This window comes from Halobellus sp. MBLA0158, assembly GCF_041477585.1.
Classification (GTDB): Archaea; Halobacteriota; Halobacteria; order Halobacteriales; family Haloferacaceae; genus Haloquadratum; species Haloquadratum rubicundus.
On sequence record NZ_JBGNYA010000001.1, the window covers coordinates 1,123,440 to 1,141,702 of the forward strand.

Here is an 18,263-nt window from a genome sequence, read left to right on the forward strand (position 1 = left end):
GGCGTCGCGGCGGCTATCGGTGTGGCGAACAGGCGACACGGACCGGACTGAGGCCCGGTGGGGCCGCGCGGCGCGGTGTGTCGCACACCCGCTGACGCGCCGCGGCCGCGACTACGTCACGGGCGGTCTGGCCGCCTCTCGGTATAAAAACGTCAGTCGCTGGCGTGTTCCCTGGCGGTCGCGTACGCCTCTTGCAGCCGCTTGAACTCGGCCTCCGAGCCGCCGTGGTCGGGGTGGACGGACAGCACGCGGTCGCGGTAGGCGTCTCGGACCTCCTCGACCGTCGCCGGCCGCGAGACGCCGAGGTGCTCGAAGGCGTCCTGGACCGGGTTCGATCGGTCTGATTCCGACTCGACGCCGACGGTCGGCACCTCGAAGGGGAGCCGCCGGCCGAGCGCGCGGACCGGCATCTCGTGTTCGCAGAGTACCGTGTAGGTCCCGGCGCGTTCGAGCCGGAAGTACGCCTGCGCGTCGAAGGTGAGCGCGACGTCCCGCTGGGGCAGGTAGAACTCGACGGTCTCGCCGCCGATCTCGTAGTCCTCCGCGAACGGCTCGTCGATGTCGCGGAGGTACCGCTGGATCTCCGCGCGGCGGCGGGCCGACCCGTCGATGCGTTCGGCCCTGGGCGCCGGCTCGTCGGGGAACAGGCGGCCGCCGACGAGGAACACGCCCGCGGCGATCACGGAGGCCACGCCGCCGCCGAGCAGCCCGAAGACGAGCCACGGCGGCAGCAGCGAAACCCACTCCGGAAGCACAGTCGGATCGTGGGGTGCGGTCCTAAAGAACTTCTCGCCTGTGCCATCCGTCACGGGGGCTTCGGGTCGTCTCGGGGACCGATCGAGCCGCCCGGCGGGAATTGAGTACTCGGAGCCGAGTTTGTTTAATTCACCGTTGCACGCTTCGGAAAGTACTTTAGGGATATCTGCGGAATTGCACACACTGATGGCTGTAGCTTGGCTGGACGACGTGCGGTCCACCGACGTCGATAGCGTCGGCGGGAAGGGGGCTTCGCTGGGCGAACTCACCGCCGCGGGGCTGCCCGTCCCGTCGGGGTTCGTCGTGACCGCCGGTACCTATCGGGAGTTCATCGAGGACGCCGGCATCGACGAGGAGCTGTTTTCCGCCGTCGACGTCGACCACGAGGACACCGAGGCGCTGCGCGAGGCACACGAGCGCGCACACGAACTGATTATGGAGACCCCGGTGCCGGACGACGTCCGCGAGGAGATCATCGCGGCGTACCGGGACCTCGGTGACGGCGAGCGGTTCGTCGCCGTCCGCTCGTCGGCGACCGCCGAGGACCTCCCGGACGCCTCCTTCGCGGGCCAACAGGAGACGTTCCTGAACGTCCGGGAGGACGCGCTGGTCGAGCGCGTCAAGGAGTGCTGGGCGTCGCTCTTCTCCCAGCGCGCGATCTACTACCGGAACCGCCAGGGCTTCCCCCACGAGAAGGTCGACATCGCGGTCGTCGTCCAGGAGATGGTCGACGCCGAGAAGTCCGGCGTCCTCTTCACCTCTCACCCCTCGACGGGCGACCCCCAGATCATCATCGAGGCCGCCTGGGGCCTCGGCGAGGCCGTCGTCTCCGGATCGGTCTCTCCCGACAACTACGTGATCGACCGCGAGACGGGCGAGGTGGAGACGATCACCGTCGCCGACAAGAAGACGATGATGATCAAAGACGAGGAGACCGGCGAGACCATCGAGACCGAGGTCCCCGACGACAAGCGGAGCGTCCGCGTCCTCGAAGACGGAGAGATCGACGAGCTCATCGAGCTCGGCGAGCGCGTCGAGGACCACTACGGCACGCCCCAGGACGTCGAGTGGGCGGTCCACGAGGGCGAGATCTATATGCTCCAGTCGCGCCCGATCACCACCATCGACGACGAGGACGAGGCGGCCGCCGACGTCGAGGCCGCGGGCGCGGACGGCGGCACCGAGGCCGACAGCGCGGACTCCGGCGACGTGCTCCTCCGCGGGCTCGGCTCCAGCCCCGGAATCGCCTCCGGCGAGGTCCGGATCGTCACGAAGCTCGACCACCTCGACCAGGTCGGCGAGGGCGACATCATCGTCACGGAGATGACGATGCCCGACATGGTGCCCGCGATGAAGCGCGCGGCCGGGATCGTCACCGACGAGGGCGGGATGACCTCCCACGCCGCCATCGTCTCCCGCGAGCTCGGCGTCCCCGCGGTCGTCGGCGCCGGCTCGGCGACCCGCGACCTCGAAGACGGCCAGCTCATCACCATCGACGGCGACAAGGGGACCATCCGTGAAGGCACAGAGCCCGAGGAAGAAGAGACCGAGCCGATCGAGGACGCGCGCCCGAAGACGCCCGTGAAGCCGATGACCGCCACCGAAGTGAAGGTGAACGTCTCGATCCCCGAGGCCGCAGAGCGCGCGGCCGCGACGGGCGCCGACGGGGTCGGCCTCCTCCGGACGGAGCACATGGTGCTGTCGCTCGGCAAGACGCCGACGAAGTACATCGCCGACAACGGCGAGCGCGCCTACGTCGACGAGCTCGTCGACGGCATCCGCACCGCCGCCGAGGAGTTCTACCCGCGGCCGGTCCGCGTCCGGACGCTCGATGCGCCCACCGACGAGTTCCGGCAGCTGGAGGGCGGCGACGACGAGCCCAGAGAGCACAACCCGATGCTCGGCTACCGCGGCATCCGGCGCTCGCTGGACAACCCCGACCTCTTCAAGCACGAACTGGAGGCGTTCCGCCGGATCTTCGATATGGGCTACGACAACGTCGAGGTGATGTTCCCCTTGGTCAACGACGCCGAGGACGTCGCCCGCGCCCGGAACCTGATGAAACAGGCCGGCGTCGACCCCGAAAAGCGGACCTGGGGCGTGATGGTCGAGACGCCCGCCGCCGCGCTCGAAGTCGAGTCGATGGCCCAGGAGGGCATCGACTTCGTCTCCTTCGGGACGAACGACCTCACGCAGTACACCCTCGCGGTCGACCGCAACAACGAGCGCGTCGCCGACCGCTTCGACGAGCTTCATCCCGCGGTCCTGTCGCTCATCGGCGACACCATCGAGACGTGCCGCGAGCTCGGCGTGAAGACGAGCATCTGCGGGCAGGCCGGCTCGAAGCCGCAGATGGTCCAGTTCCTCGTCGAGAAGGGCGTCTCCTCGGTGTCGGCCAACATCGACGCCGTCCGCGACGTCCAACACGAGGTAAAGCGGGTCGAACAGCGGCTCATCCTCGATTCGGTCCGCTGAGCCGCCGCGCCGACGTCCGGCGCTGACACAGCCATCCTCACCTTTTCCGGCCGCTCGGGGTCCAATCGCGGATCCGCCACCCGGGGTTCCCGTAACAGAATACCTAAACGCGGCGGGGCCGTACCCGTCGCTATGCAGCGGGCGGCCCCGCAGGAGTTCGACCGCGTTCTCTCGTCGATGTGTACGGAACCACACCCCGACGCGAGGGCGGCCGCAGAGCGGTTTCTCGCGACGAATCCCGGCGACCCGGCCACGTACAACGAGGTCGCGCGCTTGGAGGCCCGCGCGGTGACCGAACTCGGCCGGCTCGCCGGCCTCGACGTGCCGCCCCAGACCGCGCCCGCCGAGCGGCCGCACGACGCCGACGACTCCCAGACCGTCGACGGCGGCGCGGAGTCGGTGCCGACGCGCTCGGGCGGGGACGGAAGCGGCGTCCGCGACCCCGACGCGGCGCCCCACGGCTACGTCACGAGCGGCGGCACCGAGGCCAACATCCAGGCCGTGCGGTCGGCGCGGGAGCGACGTGGCGTCGCGAACCCGAACCTCGTCGTCCCCGAGAGCGCGCACTTCTCGTTCACGAAAGCGGCGGACCTTCTGGAGGTCGAACTGCGGTCGGTGCCGACCGACGCGGACCACCGCGCGGACGTCGAGGCGGTCGCCGCGGCCGTCGACGAGGAGACGGTCCTCGTCGTCGGCGTCGCCGGCAGCACCGAGTACGGCCGGGTCGATCCGATCCCCGAGATCGCGGCCGTCGCCCACGACGCCGGCGCGTACTGCCACGTCGACGCCGCCTGGGGGGGCTTCCTCCTCCCCTTCACGGACCACGAGTGGAACTTCGCCCACGCGGGGATCGACTCGCTGACGATCGACCCCCACAAGTGCGGCCAGGCGGCGATTCCCGCCGGCGGGCTCCTTTTCCGCGAGGCCGCGGGGATGGACGCGCTCGCGGTCGACACGCCGTATCTGGAATCCACCTCGCAGGCGTCGCTGACGGGCACCAGGAGCGGTGCGGGCGTCGCCAGCGCCGTCGCCGCCATCGACGCGCTGTGGCCCGACGGCTACCGCCGCGAGTACGAGCGCGCCGACCGGCTGGCGCGCTGGCTCGCCGGCGAACTCCGCGACCGCGGCTACGACGTCCCCGAGGTCGAACTCCCGATCGTCGTCGCCGACCTGCGCGGGAGCACCTTCGAGGCGCTCCGGGAGCGCGAGTGGCGCCTCTCGCGGACGGGCTCGGGGCTCGCGCGGATCGTGATGATGCCGCACGTCACACAGAGCAGCCTCCGGGCGTTCCTCGACGACCTCGACGCCGTCCGGTAGCCTGATCCACGCCGCCGCGGTTCCGCGATCGTTCCGAAACTCAAGACTTACCTCCCCGTGCGTCTCACTCCCCGACACACGTGTCAGTCCCCGCCACGGCATCCCTCCTCGGACCGGTCGCGCAGACGGCCAGCGCTGTCGGCGTCGCGGTGGCGGGCGACCTCCTGCCGGAGTTCGGCTGGCTCACCCAGGCGGTCGAGACCGCCACGGGGTGGCCCGGCGTCGGCATCATCTTCGTCTACTCGTTCCTGATCGCGTTCGCGCTCCCGGGCGTGAGCGAGGTCGTCCTCCTGGCGCCGCTGGACCTCGGCCTCGGCGAAGGGGGACGCCTCACGGTCATCATCCTGACGAGCGCGGTCGGCAAGGCCGCGGGCAGCGTCTTCGCCTTCCACATCGGCCAGGAGGTCAAGGAGGCCGGGCCGGTCATCCGCTTTCTCCGCAACTCCCGGTTCGACGTGATCGAGTGGTCCGAGCGCCGCACCGTCGAGATCGCCCAGCGGTGGGGCTACGCGGGGCTCGCGGCCGCGCTGTCGGTCCCCTTCTTCCCCGACACGCTGTCGATCTACGCGTTCGCCGTCCTCGAAGAGGACTACGCGAAGTTCGCGGCCGCGACCTTCGCCGGAAGCGTGGGGCGGCTCGTCGTCACCCTCGTCGGCGTCGGGACGGTCCTGTCGATCGTCTAGACGGCGCCGGGACGGACCGCCGCGCCGACCGGCCGCGACTTCGAACCAGCGGGATTTTGGTCCCGCCCCGTTCATCACCGTGTATGAGCCACGAGGACTTCCCCACCGACGAGCCGACGGTGGTGACCTGCGGCCTGCCGTACGCCAACGGCGACCTCCACATCGGTCACCTCCGCACGTACGTCGGCGGCGACATCTACAGCCGTGCGCTGAAGCGACTCGGACAGGACACCGCCTTCGTCTCCGGGTCGGACATGCACGGCACGCCCGTCGCGGTCAACGCCGAGGAGGAGGGCGTCACGCCCGAGGAGTTCGCGCTCCGGCACCACGAGCAGTACGAGGCGACCTTCCCGAAGTTCGACGTCGAGTTCGACAACTACGGCCACACCCACGACGAGACGAACCTCGAAACGACACGGGAGATCGTCCGCACGCTGGAGGAAGAGGGCTACGTCTACGAGAAGGAGATCCCCGTCGCCTACGACCCCGGGGCCGACCAGTGGCTCCCCGACCGCTTCGTCGAGGGCACCTGTCCGTACTGCGGCGAGCACGCCCGCGGCGACGAGTGCGACGAGGGCTGCGGCCGCCACCTCGAACCCGGCGAGATCGAAGACCCCGTCTCGGCGATCACGGGCAACCCCGCCGAGTACCACGAGCGCGAGCACAAATTCTTCGCCGTCTCGGACCTCCAGGAGTATCTCTCTGGCTTCCTCGACCGACTGGAGGGCACCTCGAACGCGCAGAATCAGCCCCGCGAGTGGATCGAGGGCGAACTCCAGGACTGGTGTATCACCCGCGATATGGACTGGGGCGTCGACTACCCCGGCGACGAGGACCTCGTCCTCTACGTCTGGGTCGACGCGCCGATCGAGTACATCTCCTCGACCAAGCAGTACACAGACCGCGTCGGCAGCGACGTCTTCGACTGGGAGGAGGCGTGGCGCGACGAAGGGGAAATCGTCCACATCATCGGCCGCGACATCATCCAACATCACACCGTCTTCTGGCCGGCGATGCTCCACGCCGCGGGCTACACCGAGCCCCGCGCGGTGATGGCCTCGGGGTTCATCACCCTCGAAGGCAAGGGCTTTTCGACCTCCAGAAACCGCGCCGTCTGGGCCGACGAATATCTGGAAGAGGGCTTCCGCCCGGACCTCCTCCGCTACTACCTCGCGACAAACGGCGGCTTCCAGCAGGACGTCGACTTCTCGTGGGCGAAGTTCCGCGAGCGCGTGAACAACGAACTCGTCGGGACGGTCGGCAACTTCGCGTACCGCTCGATGCTCTTCGCCGCCCGGGAGTTCGGCGGCACGCCCGACGCCGACCTATCGGACGACGTCCGCGAGCGCATCGAGGCGGCGATCGATGACTTCCGCGCGGGCGTCAACGACTACTCCGTCCGCGACATCGGCGAGAGCGCGGTCCGCCTCGCGCAGTTCGGCAACGAGTACATCCAGAAGCACGAGCCCTGGAAGCTCGACGACGACGATCCCGAGAAGGCCCGGGTCATCCGCGACTGCGTCCAGATCGCGACCGCCGTGGCCGTCCTGTTCGAGCCGGTCACGCCCGAGGCCGCAGAGCACCTCTGGGAGGACCTCAACGCCGACGGCGACGTCCACGCGGTCGGCGTCGAGGCCGCACTCGACGCCCCCGGCGAGGAGTTCGACGAGCCCACGGAGCTCTTCGAGAAGATCCCCGAAGAGCGCGTCGAGGAGCTCAACGAGAAGCTCGAAGCGCGCGTCGCGGAGGCGACGGCCGACGAAGACGACGAGAGCGGCGAGGAGGACGAGGATTCCGACGACGCCGCGGCCGACCTCGAACCGATCGCCGACGAGCGGATCGGCTTCGAGGACTTCCAGGACCTGGACATCCGCGTCGGCGAGATTCTCGACGCCGAGGGCGTCGAGGGCGCGGACAAGCTCGCGAAGCTGACCGTCGACATCGGCGTCGAGGAGCGCCAGATCGTCGCCGGTATCAAGCAGCTCCACGACCTCGATTCCCTCCCCGGGACCAAGATCGTCGTCGTCGCAAACCTGGAGAAGGCCGAACTGTTCGGCGTCGAGTCCAACGGAATGCTGCTCGCGGCGGGCGAGCAGGCCGATCTGCTGACGACCCACGGCGATGCCGAGCCCGGCACGAAGATCCGGTAAGACCCCCCTGACCGCAACGAATTTCTCCCCGGGGCCGGATGTGCGGACGATGTACTTCGGTCTCACGGGCGCAGACGTGGCGCTCGAACGCGGCCCCCCGATCCGGCTCTCGCCGGGGCTGGCCGTCGCCCGGTTCCGCTTCGCCGGGGACGCGCCGCCCGGAATCCGCGCCGGCATCGAGCGGGTCGCCGTCCACGAACAGGGCGACGACTCCTTCGAGGTCCGCTTCACCGGCTGGACCGACGGGGCGTACGTCGTCGACCGCGACGTGCTCGGAGAGATCGTCGCGTCGCTCGAAGCCGAGGACGACTACGGCGAGTGGCGGGCCGACTGGGACAGCGCCCGTCCGGACTGGATCCCGCCGTCGATGGCCGAGCAGTGAGGCGCCGTCGGATCGCGAGCGATCCGTCGAACATTTTTACCACGAGCGTACTCATTTTGTCGAGTTTTTATTAGGCGGTCGACTGTACGGGACGCTATGCGAAAAGCGAAGATCGTCTGTACGCTCGGCCCGGCGTCCGACGAGGAGCCGACGATCCAGGCCCTCGCGGAGGCGGGGATGAGCGTCGCGCGGCTCAACGCGAGCCACGGGACGCCCGACCACCGCCGGGAGGTGATCCGGCGGATCCGCGCGGTCGACGACCGGACGGAGCGCCCCCTGGCGGCGATGGTCGACCTCCAGGGGCCCGAGGTCAGGACCGCGCCGCTGGAGGAGCCGATCCAGCTCGAAACGGACTCGGAGGTCCGGTTCGTCGAGGGCACGGACGCGACGCCCGAGACCGTCGGGCTCTCGTACTCGATCGCCGCCGCGGAGCCGGGCGATACGGTCCTCCTCGACGACGGCCGCATCGAGACCACGGTGCTCCGCGTCGAGGACGACGCCGTCGTCGCCCGCGTCGACTCCGGCGGGAAGCTCGCCGGCCGCAAGGGCGTGAACCTCCCAGGCGTCGACCTCGACATCGACCTCATCACGGAGCGCGACCGCGAGGAACTCCGCGTCGCCGCCGAGACCGAGGCCGACTTCGTCGCGGCCTCGTTCGTCCGCTCGGCGGCCGACGTCTACACCATCAGCGACGCGCTTGACGAACTCGGCGCGGACATCCCCGTCGTCGCGAAGGTCGAGCGGGCCGGCGCGGTCGAGAACTTAGAGGAAATCGTCGACGCCGCCTACGGCGTGATGGTCGCCCGCGGCGACCTCGGCGTCGAGATGCCGCTCGAAGACGTCCCGATCATCCAAAAGCGGATCATCCGCCGGTGCCACGAGACGGGAACGCCCGTCATCACCGCGACGGAGATGCTTGATTCGATGATCCACGCCCGGCGGCCGACCCGCGCGGAGGCCTCCGACGTCGCCAACGCCGTCCTCGACGGCACCGACGCGGTGATGCTCTCGGGCGAGACCGCCATCGGCGACGACCCCGTCCGCGTCGTCGAGACGATGGACCGGATCGTCCGCCAGGTCGAATCCAGCGACGAGTACGCCGAGGGCCGCGAGGGGCGGATCCCGACGCCCGACGGCGACTCCCGCACGGAGGCGCTGGCCCGCTCGGCGCGCTACCTCGCCCGCGACGTCGGCGCGAGCGCCATCGTCGCCGCCTCCGAATCGGGCTATACGGCCCGGAAGACCGCGAAGTTCCGCCCGGCCGTCCCGGTGGTCGCGACGACGCCGACCGATCGGGTCCGCCGCCAGCTCGCGCTCTCGTGGGGGGTCATCCCGACCTACTCGCCGTACCGCGACGGCATCGACCAGATGATGGACGACGCGGTCGACGCCGCGCTCGACGTCGACGCCGCCGCCTCCGGCGACACGCTCGTCGTCCTCTCGGGGATGATGACCGAACTGGAGGGCACGAACACGACGAACATGTTGAAGCTCCACGTCGCCGCCGAGGCCGTCGCCACGGGCCGGAAGGTCGTCGGCGGCCGGATCGCGGGGCCGCTCGCGGTCTCCTCGGACGGCGACCTCTCCGGGGTCCCCGAGGGCGCGATCCTCGCGCTGCCGGCGGACTTCGACGGCGAGTTCGACGGCGACGCGGCGAAGCTCGGCGGGATCGTCGACGCGCGGCCGGGGATGACCGGCTACCCCGCGCTCGTCGCCCGCGAGCTCGATCTGCCGATGATCTCGGGCGCGCCGCTGCCGGAGCGGCTCTCGCCGGGCACGACCCTGACGCTGCACGCCGAACGCGGCATCGTCTACGAGGGCGACGTGATCAGACACCGCCGCGAGCCCGACCGCGGGCGTCGCGGGCGGTAGGGATTTCCGGGCGCGGCACCTACCTCGGGTGATGAGCGATCACGACCCGGACCGCGACCGGACCGCCGAGGACGACCCCGTTCGGAGTCCGGTCGGCTTCGACCCCGATTCCGATTCCGATTCCGGTTCCGACCCCGACGCGGCTTCGACGATCGGCACCCAACTCGACGAGGGGCTGACGTTCGAGCGTCCGCCGATCGAACCCGAGCGCCCGAAGCCGGAGAACGCGCTGTTCGTCGTGCTCGGCGTGCTCGGCACCGTCGTCCTCCTGGCGTCGGCGTTCGCGCCGGGCCTCATCTGACGGCAGAGAATTATCACTTCTGATGCTGTGACCGTAGCGCTTTATGTGGTATGCGGGGTAGCAGAGAGAGACAACCGACCCGCCGATGTCCCACGCTATGCTTCCCCTCACCATCGTTTGCTGCCTCCTCGTCGGTGCGGTAGCCCCGGTTTCGGGGCTCGCCGCAGTGCCGGCGGCGCCGGCGCCCACGCCCACGCCGGTCGCAGCGATCGACGCGGGTCCACTGCGCGCACAGACCGAGGACGCCTCGGGCTCGTTCGGCCAGGACAATCTGACGGTGACCCGCGGCAACGAGGTCACGATCTCGGTCTCGCACTCGGGCCCCGCGAACCTCACGATCGGCGGGTCCGAGTACGGCTTCGATGTCACCGTCCAGCTCGGCGGTAGCGGCTCGACCGAAGTCGTCCTCGACACCCGCGCGACGACCGCCGCGGACCCGAACGAGTTCATCGAGGGCGGCTCGCCGACGATGCACTCGGATCCCCTCGAGGAAGCGATCGAGCCCGAAGACTACCTCCTGCGGCTCGAAGTCGACGGCGTCGAACAGGACCTCGCCACGCTCACCGTCGAACCCCGCGGCGAGACGACTGCGGCGTCCTACCGCGCCCCGGCGTCGTTCACCCCCGAGGAGTACACCGGCGGCGGCGAGGACGGCGACGCCGACGTGGGGACGCTGACGAGCCAGATGAGCGCGGGCGAGACCGTCGCCCGCGGCGACTACGCCGTCGTCCGGTTCGAAGAGAGCGGCCTCGAAACCGCGCTGAACGCGAGTGATCTCACCGGAAGCGCGGCCGCGAACGGCCTGAAGGTCAACTTCACGCAGACCGACCCCGGCCCGAACCACGCGGCCCGCGAGTACGTCGCGACGGCGGGCGCAAACGTCTCTGTGCTCCCGAACTTCGAGAACGACCGGATCTACGTGCTCTGGAACACGAGCGGCGTCCCGATCGAGGACCGGTCCGGGCGCAACCGCTACCGCGCGGCGCTCACGCTCACCGACGAGAGCGGCCTCGTCGCCTCGGAGACGACGCTCGCGACGACGGCGTTCGCCCTCGAAGCGCCGTCGGTGTCGCTGTCGCCGGAGGGCGATGCGACCCACTACCCGTGGGAGAACGACACCTTCACCGTTACGGGCCGGACGAACCGCGCGCCCAACACGACCCTCGAAGTCCGACTGCGCTCGGACGACCCGAACGCCTTCCTCCAACTCCGAGACGCGACTGTCGGCGGCGACGGCCGCTTCGCGGCCGACTTCGACCTCGGCTCGGTCTCCCGCGGCACGAACGCGACGCTGTGGGTCCGGGAGTACTTCCTCCAGACCGCCCAGGACGTCTACCTGGTCGCGCCCGATCCGAGCGTCCGGATCGACGACCAGACCGCCAACGGCACGTCGCTGACCGTCGCGAGCGCGGAGATCCCCTCCGGCGGCTTCGTCCGGCTCGAAGACGTCGACGGCGAGTCGGTCGGCCGGAGCGACTACCTCGAACCCGGCCGTCACGAGAACCTCGCCGCGGAACTGAGCACGCCCCTGTTCGAGTCTCAGCGGCTCCGCGCGGAGCTGGTCCGGGCGGACGCGAACGGCTCCTACCGGGCGAACGCCGAGGCGTACGCCGACGACGGCGTCGTCGTCAACGACACCGCGGTGATCGACTTCCCGCCGGCGCCGACCGAGACGCCGGCGGCGACACAGACCGCGACGGCGACGGCGACGCCCACGCCGACCGAGACGCCGTACCCCGTCGTGACGCGGACGCCGCTCGCGCCCGCCGGCGCGACGCAGTCGAGCCTCCCGCTGTCGCCGGGCGTCGCCGTCGCCGCGGTGCTCGCGCTCGGCGCGCTCTTGGCCCGCCGCGGCCGCGGAGGTGAGTCGTCGTGATCCCCGAACTGGAGCCCGATGAGTTCGTCTCGTTCCTCGGCGACCTGTGGCGCGAGCGCGGCTGGAACGTTTCGATGAAGGAGCGCGCCGACGAGACCCACTTCGTGATCGGCAAGCGCGGCGACGGCAAGCGCGGCGTCATCTACGTCTTCCCGACGACGACCGCGACCGTCACCGAGCGGCACCTCAAGCAGTTCGTCACGTTCTGTCGGAAGCGCGGCATCGACGTCGCCGTCGTCGCCACCCAGGGCGCCTTCGCGGAGGGCGCCCAGCGCATCGCCGGCCAGCGCGGGGTCCACCTCCTCGACCGCGAGACGCTCGAAACCACCGTCTCGGAGGGCGGCTTCGACGACCTCCTCGCCCAGTACACCGAGACGACCGGTCTCGCGGCCGTCTTCGAGCGCCTCCGCGACGTCGGCGTGCCCGTGCCGGAGGGGCTCGAAGACCGCCTGCCGGACGTCGGCGCCGCGGTCGCGGGACTCCGGGCGAAGGTCGGCCTCACCGCGGAGGGATCGGGCGACGAATCGGACGGTGGCGACGGTGGCGGGACCGACGGAGACCCCGGGGACAGGTCCAGACTCGACCAGGTGACGGACCGGCTCGGCGGGATCGCCTCGGGATCGGTGCCGGCGGGCGTCGTCCCCGTCGTGCTCGTCGTCGCGTTCCTGATCGGCGCGACCATCGGCCCGGCGGTCGGCCTCGGCGGCGGGCTCTTGGGCTCGGGCGGCGATGCGGGCCCCGGCGTGTCCGCGATGTCGACCGCGGGCGCGAACGCGACGGTCGACGCACGGTGGAACGCCGAGACGCGCGACGGCCTGAGTGTCAACGGAACCTCCTTCGAGCCGCCCGACGGGCAGACGTTCCTGCTCGTTCGCCTGAACGTCACCAACGGCGGCGACAGCCCGATCCAGCTCCAGCAGTCGGCGTTCGCGGTCGAAGTCGCCGGCCAGCGCTACGGCCGGCAACCGCTCGATGGCGTGACGGGCTTCCCGAGCGCCGGGCTCTTCGAGCCCGACGAGAGCCGCGAGGTGTGGCTCGTGTTCAGCGTCCCGGCCGACGCAGAGAGCGCGACGCTCGTCTACGACGGCGAACTGATGCTCCGGTTCGAGCGCGACTCGGCGATCACGCCCGAGGCGACCGTCCCGGACGACGGCTGATACTGTTCCGCAGACGACGCGGGCTCGTCGATCGACACCCGCGGTCCGAGCGCTTCACTGACGTCGCTTACGATCGTAGCGTTTGCAAGTCTTCACTCACTCGATCGCACGCTGTCGTGCGATCGGACGTGTGATCAGTTGCAAACGCTACGATAGCGTGATCCCACCTCGCGTCCCGTGATAACGCTTAATCGTGCGCCATCCCAAGCCCGCGTATGTTCGACCGAGCGCTCGCGGTCGCCCTCCAGCTCTCGATCCCGCCCGAGACGCTGCCGCTCCTCCTCGTGGCGGCCGGCCTCGGCGTCAGCTTCCTCGAAGCGTTCGCGCCGGGAGCGCACTTCATCGTCCTCGGGATCGCCCTGCTGGCGGCCGGACTGGTGGGGCTCGTGCTCGGGCCGCTGGCCTCACCCGTCGTGCTCGCGGTGCTCGTGCTCGTCTTCGGCGGCCTGGCGCTCTACGGCTACCGCGAACTCGACATCTACGGCGGCAAGGGCACGGCCCAGACGAGCGACTCGACGAGTCTCCGGGGGCGGACCGGCAGAGTGACAGAGCGCGTCACGCCCACCGAGGGCGAGGTGAAGCTCGACGAGGGCGGCTTCAATCCCTACTACGCCGCGCGCTCGGTCGACGGCGAACTCGACGTCGGGACCGAGGTCGTCGTCGTCGATCCCGGCGGCGGCAACGTCGTCACCGTCGAGTCCGTCGCCGCGGAGTACGACGAGATCGACCGCGCGCTCGAACGCGGGCGTCGCGAGGGCGCGGCGGACGCGGCCGGCGGCGACGGCGGCGGCTCCGGTGAGATCGACGCCGACGCCGGCGCTGGCGCCGACGCGAACGAGAGCGCGGGGTCGGAGTCGGAGCCGACGGATGCCGAAGATCCGGACGTCGAGACCGAGCGGAACTGACGGTCCGGGCGTCCCGTCCCGCCATCGCCGGGGTCGCGCCCCGCGCCCCTCGCGCCGGCCCGCGAATCCCGGAGCGGCGGTATTTAATTGCCCGCGCTACCAGCACGCAGACGACCCTGGTCCCCACCCCGTATGACCGACAGCGCCCTCCCGATCGACCGACGGACGCTCGCCGCGCTCCTGCTGCTCGCCGTCGCCCTCTCCGCCTTCGTGTGGGCGTCGGGGGCGTCGGTGACGGACGGCGAGCCGCGAGTCAGCGAGAACGTGAGCGAGCGGTACCGCTCGATCGACTCCCTCGAAGCGACCCGATCGATCGTCGTCGAGCGCAATCGGAGCGTCTCCCGCACGGTCGCCGACGTGACCCTCGTTCCGGGCACCGACCGCGAGCGGGTCCGGTTCCGCGGCGATGGCCCGCGTCGGTACGAGCACCGGCTCTCCAACGGGTCGGTCCTGTGGCTCTACGATGCCGACCGGCGAAACGTCACCGTCATCAATATCACCGGCCCGCCGGAGCGCACGACGCGGGCCGCCCGGATTCAGCAGTACGTGGCGGCGGCCGGGCTGACGGACGCGGCCGGCCGGCCGCAGCAGCCGACGGTCGCGCCGCTGCCGGTCGTGCCGCGCGACCGCGGGGCCCGACCGCAACCCAGGGCCGCCGACACCTACACCGTCGACTACGTCGAGACCGACTCGGTCGACGGCCGGGAGGCGTACGTCCTCAGCGTCGCGCCCTCGACGAACCGCAGCGACGTCGGCTACCGGCAGCGGCTCTGGCTCGACGCGGAGCGGTTCTATCCGCTCCGGACGCGGACCGTCTGGACCGCCGACGGGGCCCGGCGGTCGGTGACGACCACCTACACGAACGTGACGTTCGACGCGCCGGTCTCGGCGGACGCCTTCTCGCCGGACTTCGGACCGAACGCGACGGTCGAGCGGCTGGAGACGCCGGAGACCGAGTGGTACCGGAGCGTCGCCGACCTCTCGGCGCGGAGTTCGATCGCGGTCCCCGAACCGTCGGTGCCGGCGGACTTCTCGCTCACGTACGCGACGCGCACCACCGGCCGCGTGCGGGGCGTGGGGCTCCGGTACGCCGCGGACGGCCGCCAGCTCACGGTCGCCAAGTACAACTTCACCTACGCGCCCGACGAGGGCGAGACGGACCTCGTCGTCGACGGTCGGCCGGCGACGCTCGACCGCGGCCCGACGACCTCGCTGTCCTGGTCGTGCGAGCAGTACCGGTACACGGTCCGCGGGACGGGCGTCGAGACCGAGCGGCTGATCGCCGTGTCCCGGTCGATCGGGTGTCCGAGCGGGTGAACGCTTTCGGGCCGTCGCCCCCGCGGCGCCCGGCGCGCGACGGCGTTTTCTGACCCGGAAACTGCGGCTGCCGTTATATTATCTCTCGGGCTCTTCCGTCGAACGCGATGGACACGCGCTGCGGGCGCGAGGTGCCGCCCCGCTCACGTCCCCGCCGCCGTCCGTCGTCGCCGCCGCGGTCGCTACCGCGGCCCCGCTGACGTGCTCTCGATCCCTCCGCCGGGCTCCCTCCGTGCCCCGGCACCGACGCTCGACTCCCGGCCCGCCGTCTGCGCGGGCAGCCCTCCCCAAATCGGCCCGCCGCGGGTGGCTCCGACGACTGCGTGGTGGAACTTCAGAGTCGGAAGTCCGGGGCGGTATTTATTCGGGCGGCGGTCCTCCGGTCGACGCGTGAGCGAGGACCCGGACCCCGGCGACATTCTCGACATCCTCAGCGACGACTACGCCCGGGCGATCCTCGCCGCAACGAGTGTCAAACCAATGTCCGCACAGCAGCTCGCCGACGAATGTGAGATGTCCGAACCGACGGTGTACCGGCGGGTCGAGCGGCTCAGAGAGCACGACCTCCTCGAAGAGCGCACGGAGGTCCGAAGCGACGGGAACCACTACGGCGTCTACGCGGCCACGCTCTCGGAGCTCTCGATCGAACTGGAGGAGGGGCGCTTCGAGGCCGACGTGACCCGACGCGAGCCGGCGTCGTTCCCCGGCGAACGGGAGTCAGACACCGCGGACCGATTCAGGAAAATGTGGGAGAACCTCTGATATGCTCGGGCTGTCCGCGCTCGTCGACTGGCTGATCGTCGCGCTCGCGCTCGGGTCCACGCTCGTCGGCGGCTACGTGGGCTATCAGGCCTACCGCGGGTATCGCCGCCACGACAGCCGGACGATGCGAGCGCTCTCGCTGGGGCTGCTCCTGCTCACGACCGTCGCGTTCAGCATCGCCTTCGTCGGCTCCGTGCTCCTCCGGGAGGGCTATCTCGACCTCCGGTACCAGCGTCCACTGACACTCGTGACGCGGACCCTGCAGTTCCTCGGCGTCCTCCTCATCGCCTACTCGCTCCACGCTCGGAAGTGACGCGCCGCGCCCGCGATTCCCGGGCCGGCACCGTCGGCGGCCCGGACCGACGATCACGGTACCTCCGCTAGTCGGGGGTAACTTCAGACTGAGAAACTCCGCGCTGGGTCTCTTTGTGGTCCGATACGCAGTGGGGTGTACGATGGATTCGATTCGAGACCCGAACGACGTGCCGCGCGGCTCTCGGAACCGACAGCTTGCCCCCAGCGTGAGGTCGAGACGCGACCGACGGACCGAGCGCCGCGAGACGCCGGCGTCGGTAGCGTGAGGCGATGTCAAGCCTGTTACCTGCCCACGGCTCGGTCGAGCGCCCCGCGCCGGACCGCACCGAGGTCGTCGTCGACGGGACCGGCTCGGGTGCGGTGCTTTCGGTCCTGGCCTCGGAGACGGCGCAGGCGGTCCTCTGTGCCCTCGACGCGGGGCCGAAGCCGGTCTCCGAGATCGCCGAGGCGGCCGACACGTCGCTCCAGAACGCGCGCTACCACGTCGGGCGCCTCCGCGAGGCCGGGTTCGTCGAGCCCGTCGACACGTGGTACTCCGAGAAGGGCCGCGAGATGACGGTCTACGGCCTGCTGGTCGATCGGCTCGTGCTCCGGTTCGAGTCCCGGTAGTCGACCGGATCGAGACCTACGGCCCCCAAAACGACCGGCGACGGCTGTTCGGACGGCCGCCGTCGGCCGGCGACCGGCCCGGGCCAACGCTTATCACCGCCACCTCCCAAGTTCGGCTATGGCACTCGGTCCCGCGTTACTCCAACTCGGCATCGGGATCCCGACGATCGGGATCCTCGTGCTCCTCCTCGCGATCGTCACCGTCTACCAGATGGTCGAGATCGTCGACGCCTACGAGAAGAAGGCGCTGACGGTCTTCGGCGAGTACCGGAAACTCCTGGAACCGGGGATCAACTTCATCCCGCCGTTCGTCTCGCGGACGTACGCCTTCGATATGCGGACCCAGACGCTCGACGTCCCGCGTCAGGAGGCGATCACCCGCGACAACTCCCCCGTGACCGCCGACGCCGTGGTCTACATCAAGGTGATGGACGCCAAGAAGGCGTTCCTCGAAGTCGACGACTACAAGCGCGCGGTCTCGAACCTCGCCCAGACCACGCTGCGGGCGGTCATCGGCGACATGGAGCTCGACGACACGCTCAACAAGCGCCAGGAGATCAACGGCCGGATCCGCCGCGAGCTCGACGAGCCCACAGACGAGTGGGGCGTCCGCGTCGAGAGCGTCGAGGTCCGCGAGGTGAACCCCTCCCAGGACGTCCAGCAGGCGATGGAACAGCAGACGTCGGCCGAGCGTCGCCGCCGCGCGATGATCCTCGAAGCCCAGGGCGAACGGCGCTCCGCCGTCGAGCAGGCCGAGGGTGAAAAGCAGTCGAACATCATCCGGGCGCAGGGCGAAAAGCAGAGCCAGATCCTCGAAGCACAGGGCGACGCCATCTCGACGGTCCTCCGCGCGAAGTCCGCCGAATCGATGGGCGAGCGCGCGATCATCGAGAAGGGAATGGAGAGCCTGGAGACGATCGGCCAGGGCGAGTCGACGACGTTCGTCCTGCCGCAGGAGCTCACCAGCCTCCTGGGCCGCTACGGCCGGCAGCTGACCGACTCCGACGTCCAGGAACAGGCGGGCCTCGACAGCCTCGACTTCGACGAGGAGACGCGCGAACTGCTCGGGCTGGACGACATCGAGGAGATCCTCGGCCAGATCGACCAGGCGACCGAGATGGACGTCGAAGAGCTCGAACAGGAGGCCGAGGCGATCAAGCAGGGCGCCGGGACCGACTTCAAGGACGCCGATGCGGTGATCCAGGAGGCCGGCACCGTCGAGGAGCCGTCGATCAAGGACCCCGACGAGGTCGTCGCCGAGGCCGACGCCGAGGCCGCGGAGTCGGGGTCGCCCTCGGCGGAGCCCGACGACGCGGCGGACGAGTCGTCCGAGGAGCCGGCCGTCGAGCGCGAGACGGAGTAGCCGGACCGGCGATCCCGTCGCTA

The 18,263-nt window shown here is 70.2% G+C and carries 16 protein-coding genes; 15 read left to right on the plus strand and 1 reads right to left on the minus strand.

Going from position 1 to position 18,263, the window contains the following annotated elements; translation table 11 throughout:
* Positions 1-152: 152 nt before the first annotated feature.
* On the minus strand, positions 153-755 hold the full coding sequence (locus OS889_RS05840; RefSeq protein WP_372388137.1) for a J domain-containing protein: 603 nt from the start codon (positions 753-755) through the stop codon (positions 153-155).
* A 187-nt stretch (positions 756-942) separates the two neighbouring features.
* Here OS889_RS05840 and ppsA point away from each other — a divergent pair, with 187 nt between their 5' ends.
* The 15 genes from ppsA (at position 943) to OS889_RS05915 (ending at position 18,240) form a co-directional block, all read left to right on the plus strand.
* Positions 943-3,231, plus strand: a complete 2,289-nt coding sequence (ppsA, locus tag OS889_RS05845) for a phosphoenolpyruvate synthase (protein ID WP_372388138.1) — start codon at positions 943-945, stop codon at positions 3,229-3,231.
* A 132-nt stretch (positions 3,232-3,363) separates the two neighbouring features.
* Positions 3,364-4,548, plus strand: coding sequence for a tyrosine decarboxylase MfnA (gene mfnA, locus OS889_RS05850; RefSeq protein ID WP_372388139.1), 1,185 nt, complete (start codon positions 3,364-3,366; stop codon positions 4,546-4,548).
* A 149-nt stretch (positions 4,549-4,697) separates the two neighbouring features.
* The gene (locus OS889_RS05855; protein ID WP_372391562.1) at positions 4,698-5,231 is read left to right on the plus strand and encodes a YqaA family protein; all 534 of its coding nucleotides are present in this window, start codon (positions 4,698-4,700) and stop codon (positions 5,229-5,231) included.
* A gap of 83 nt (positions 5,232-5,314) precedes the next feature.
* The gene (gene metG, locus OS889_RS05860; RefSeq protein ID WP_372388140.1) at positions 5,315-7,381 is read left to right on the plus strand and encodes a methionine--tRNA ligase; all 2,067 of its coding nucleotides are present in this window, start codon (positions 5,315-5,317) and stop codon (positions 7,379-7,381) included.
* 49 nt (positions 7,382-7,430) lie between these two features.
* A complete protein-coding gene (locus OS889_RS05865) occupies positions 7,431-7,763 on the plus strand; it encodes a hypothetical protein (protein WP_372388141.1) in 333 nt (110 codons plus the stop codon).
* Positions 7,764-7,859: 96 nt separating this feature from the next.
* The gene (gene pyk / locus OS889_RS05870; RefSeq protein ID WP_372388142.1) at positions 7,860-9,635 is read left to right on the plus strand and encodes a pyruvate kinase; all 1,776 of its coding nucleotides are present in this window, start codon (positions 7,860-7,862) and stop codon (positions 9,633-9,635) included.
* Between the two features lie 31 nt (positions 9,636-9,666).
* Positions 9,667-9,936, plus strand: coding sequence for a DUF7312 domain-containing protein (locus tag OS889_RS05875; protein WP_372388143.1), 270 nt, complete (start codon positions 9,667-9,669; stop codon positions 9,934-9,936).
* A gap of 97 nt (positions 9,937-10,033) precedes the next feature.
* A complete protein-coding gene (locus OS889_RS05880; RefSeq protein ID WP_372388145.1) occupies positions 10,034-11,812 on the plus strand; it encodes a DUF7282 domain-containing protein in 1,779 nt (592 codons plus the stop codon).
* Positions 11,809-12,969 (plus strand): restriction endonuclease, encoded by a 1,161-nt coding sequence (locus OS889_RS05885; protein WP_372388146.1) that lies wholly within the window; start codon positions 11,809-11,811, stop codon positions 12,967-12,969. The genes OS889_RS05880 and OS889_RS05885 overlap by 4 nt, the downstream gene beginning before the upstream one ends.
* Positions 12,970-13,184: 215 nt before the next feature.
* The gene (locus tag OS889_RS05890; RefSeq protein WP_372388148.1) at positions 13,185-13,874 is read left to right on the plus strand and encodes an NfeD family protein; all 690 of its coding nucleotides are present in this window, start codon (positions 13,185-13,187) and stop codon (positions 13,872-13,874) included.
* Between the two features lie 132 nt (positions 13,875-14,006).
* Positions 14,007-15,191, plus strand: a complete 1,185-nt coding sequence (locus tag OS889_RS05895) for a LolA family protein (protein WP_372388149.1) — start codon at positions 14,007-14,009, stop codon at positions 15,189-15,191.
* A 390-nt stretch (positions 15,192-15,581) separates the two neighbouring features.
* Positions 15,582-15,953, plus strand: a complete 372-nt coding sequence (locus OS889_RS05900) for an ArsR/SmtB family transcription factor (protein ID WP_372388151.1) — start codon at positions 15,582-15,584, stop codon at positions 15,951-15,953.
* 1 nt (position 15,954) lies between these two features.
* Positions 15,955-16,266: a DUF7521 family protein gene (locus tag OS889_RS05905; protein WP_372388153.1), complete on the plus strand. Its 312-nt coding sequence runs from the start codon at positions 15,955-15,957 to the stop codon at positions 16,264-16,266.
* A gap of 272 nt (positions 16,267-16,538) precedes the next feature.
* On the plus strand, positions 16,539-16,877 hold the full coding sequence (locus tag OS889_RS05910) for an ArsR/SmtB family transcription factor (RefSeq protein WP_372388155.1): 339 nt from the start codon (positions 16,539-16,541) through the stop codon (positions 16,875-16,877).
* A gap of 118 nt (positions 16,878-16,995) precedes the next feature.
* A complete protein-coding gene (locus OS889_RS05915; RefSeq protein WP_372388157.1) occupies positions 16,996-18,240 on the plus strand; it encodes an SPFH domain-containing protein in 1,245 nt (414 codons plus the stop codon).
* Positions 18,241-18,263: the final 23 nt, after the last annotated feature.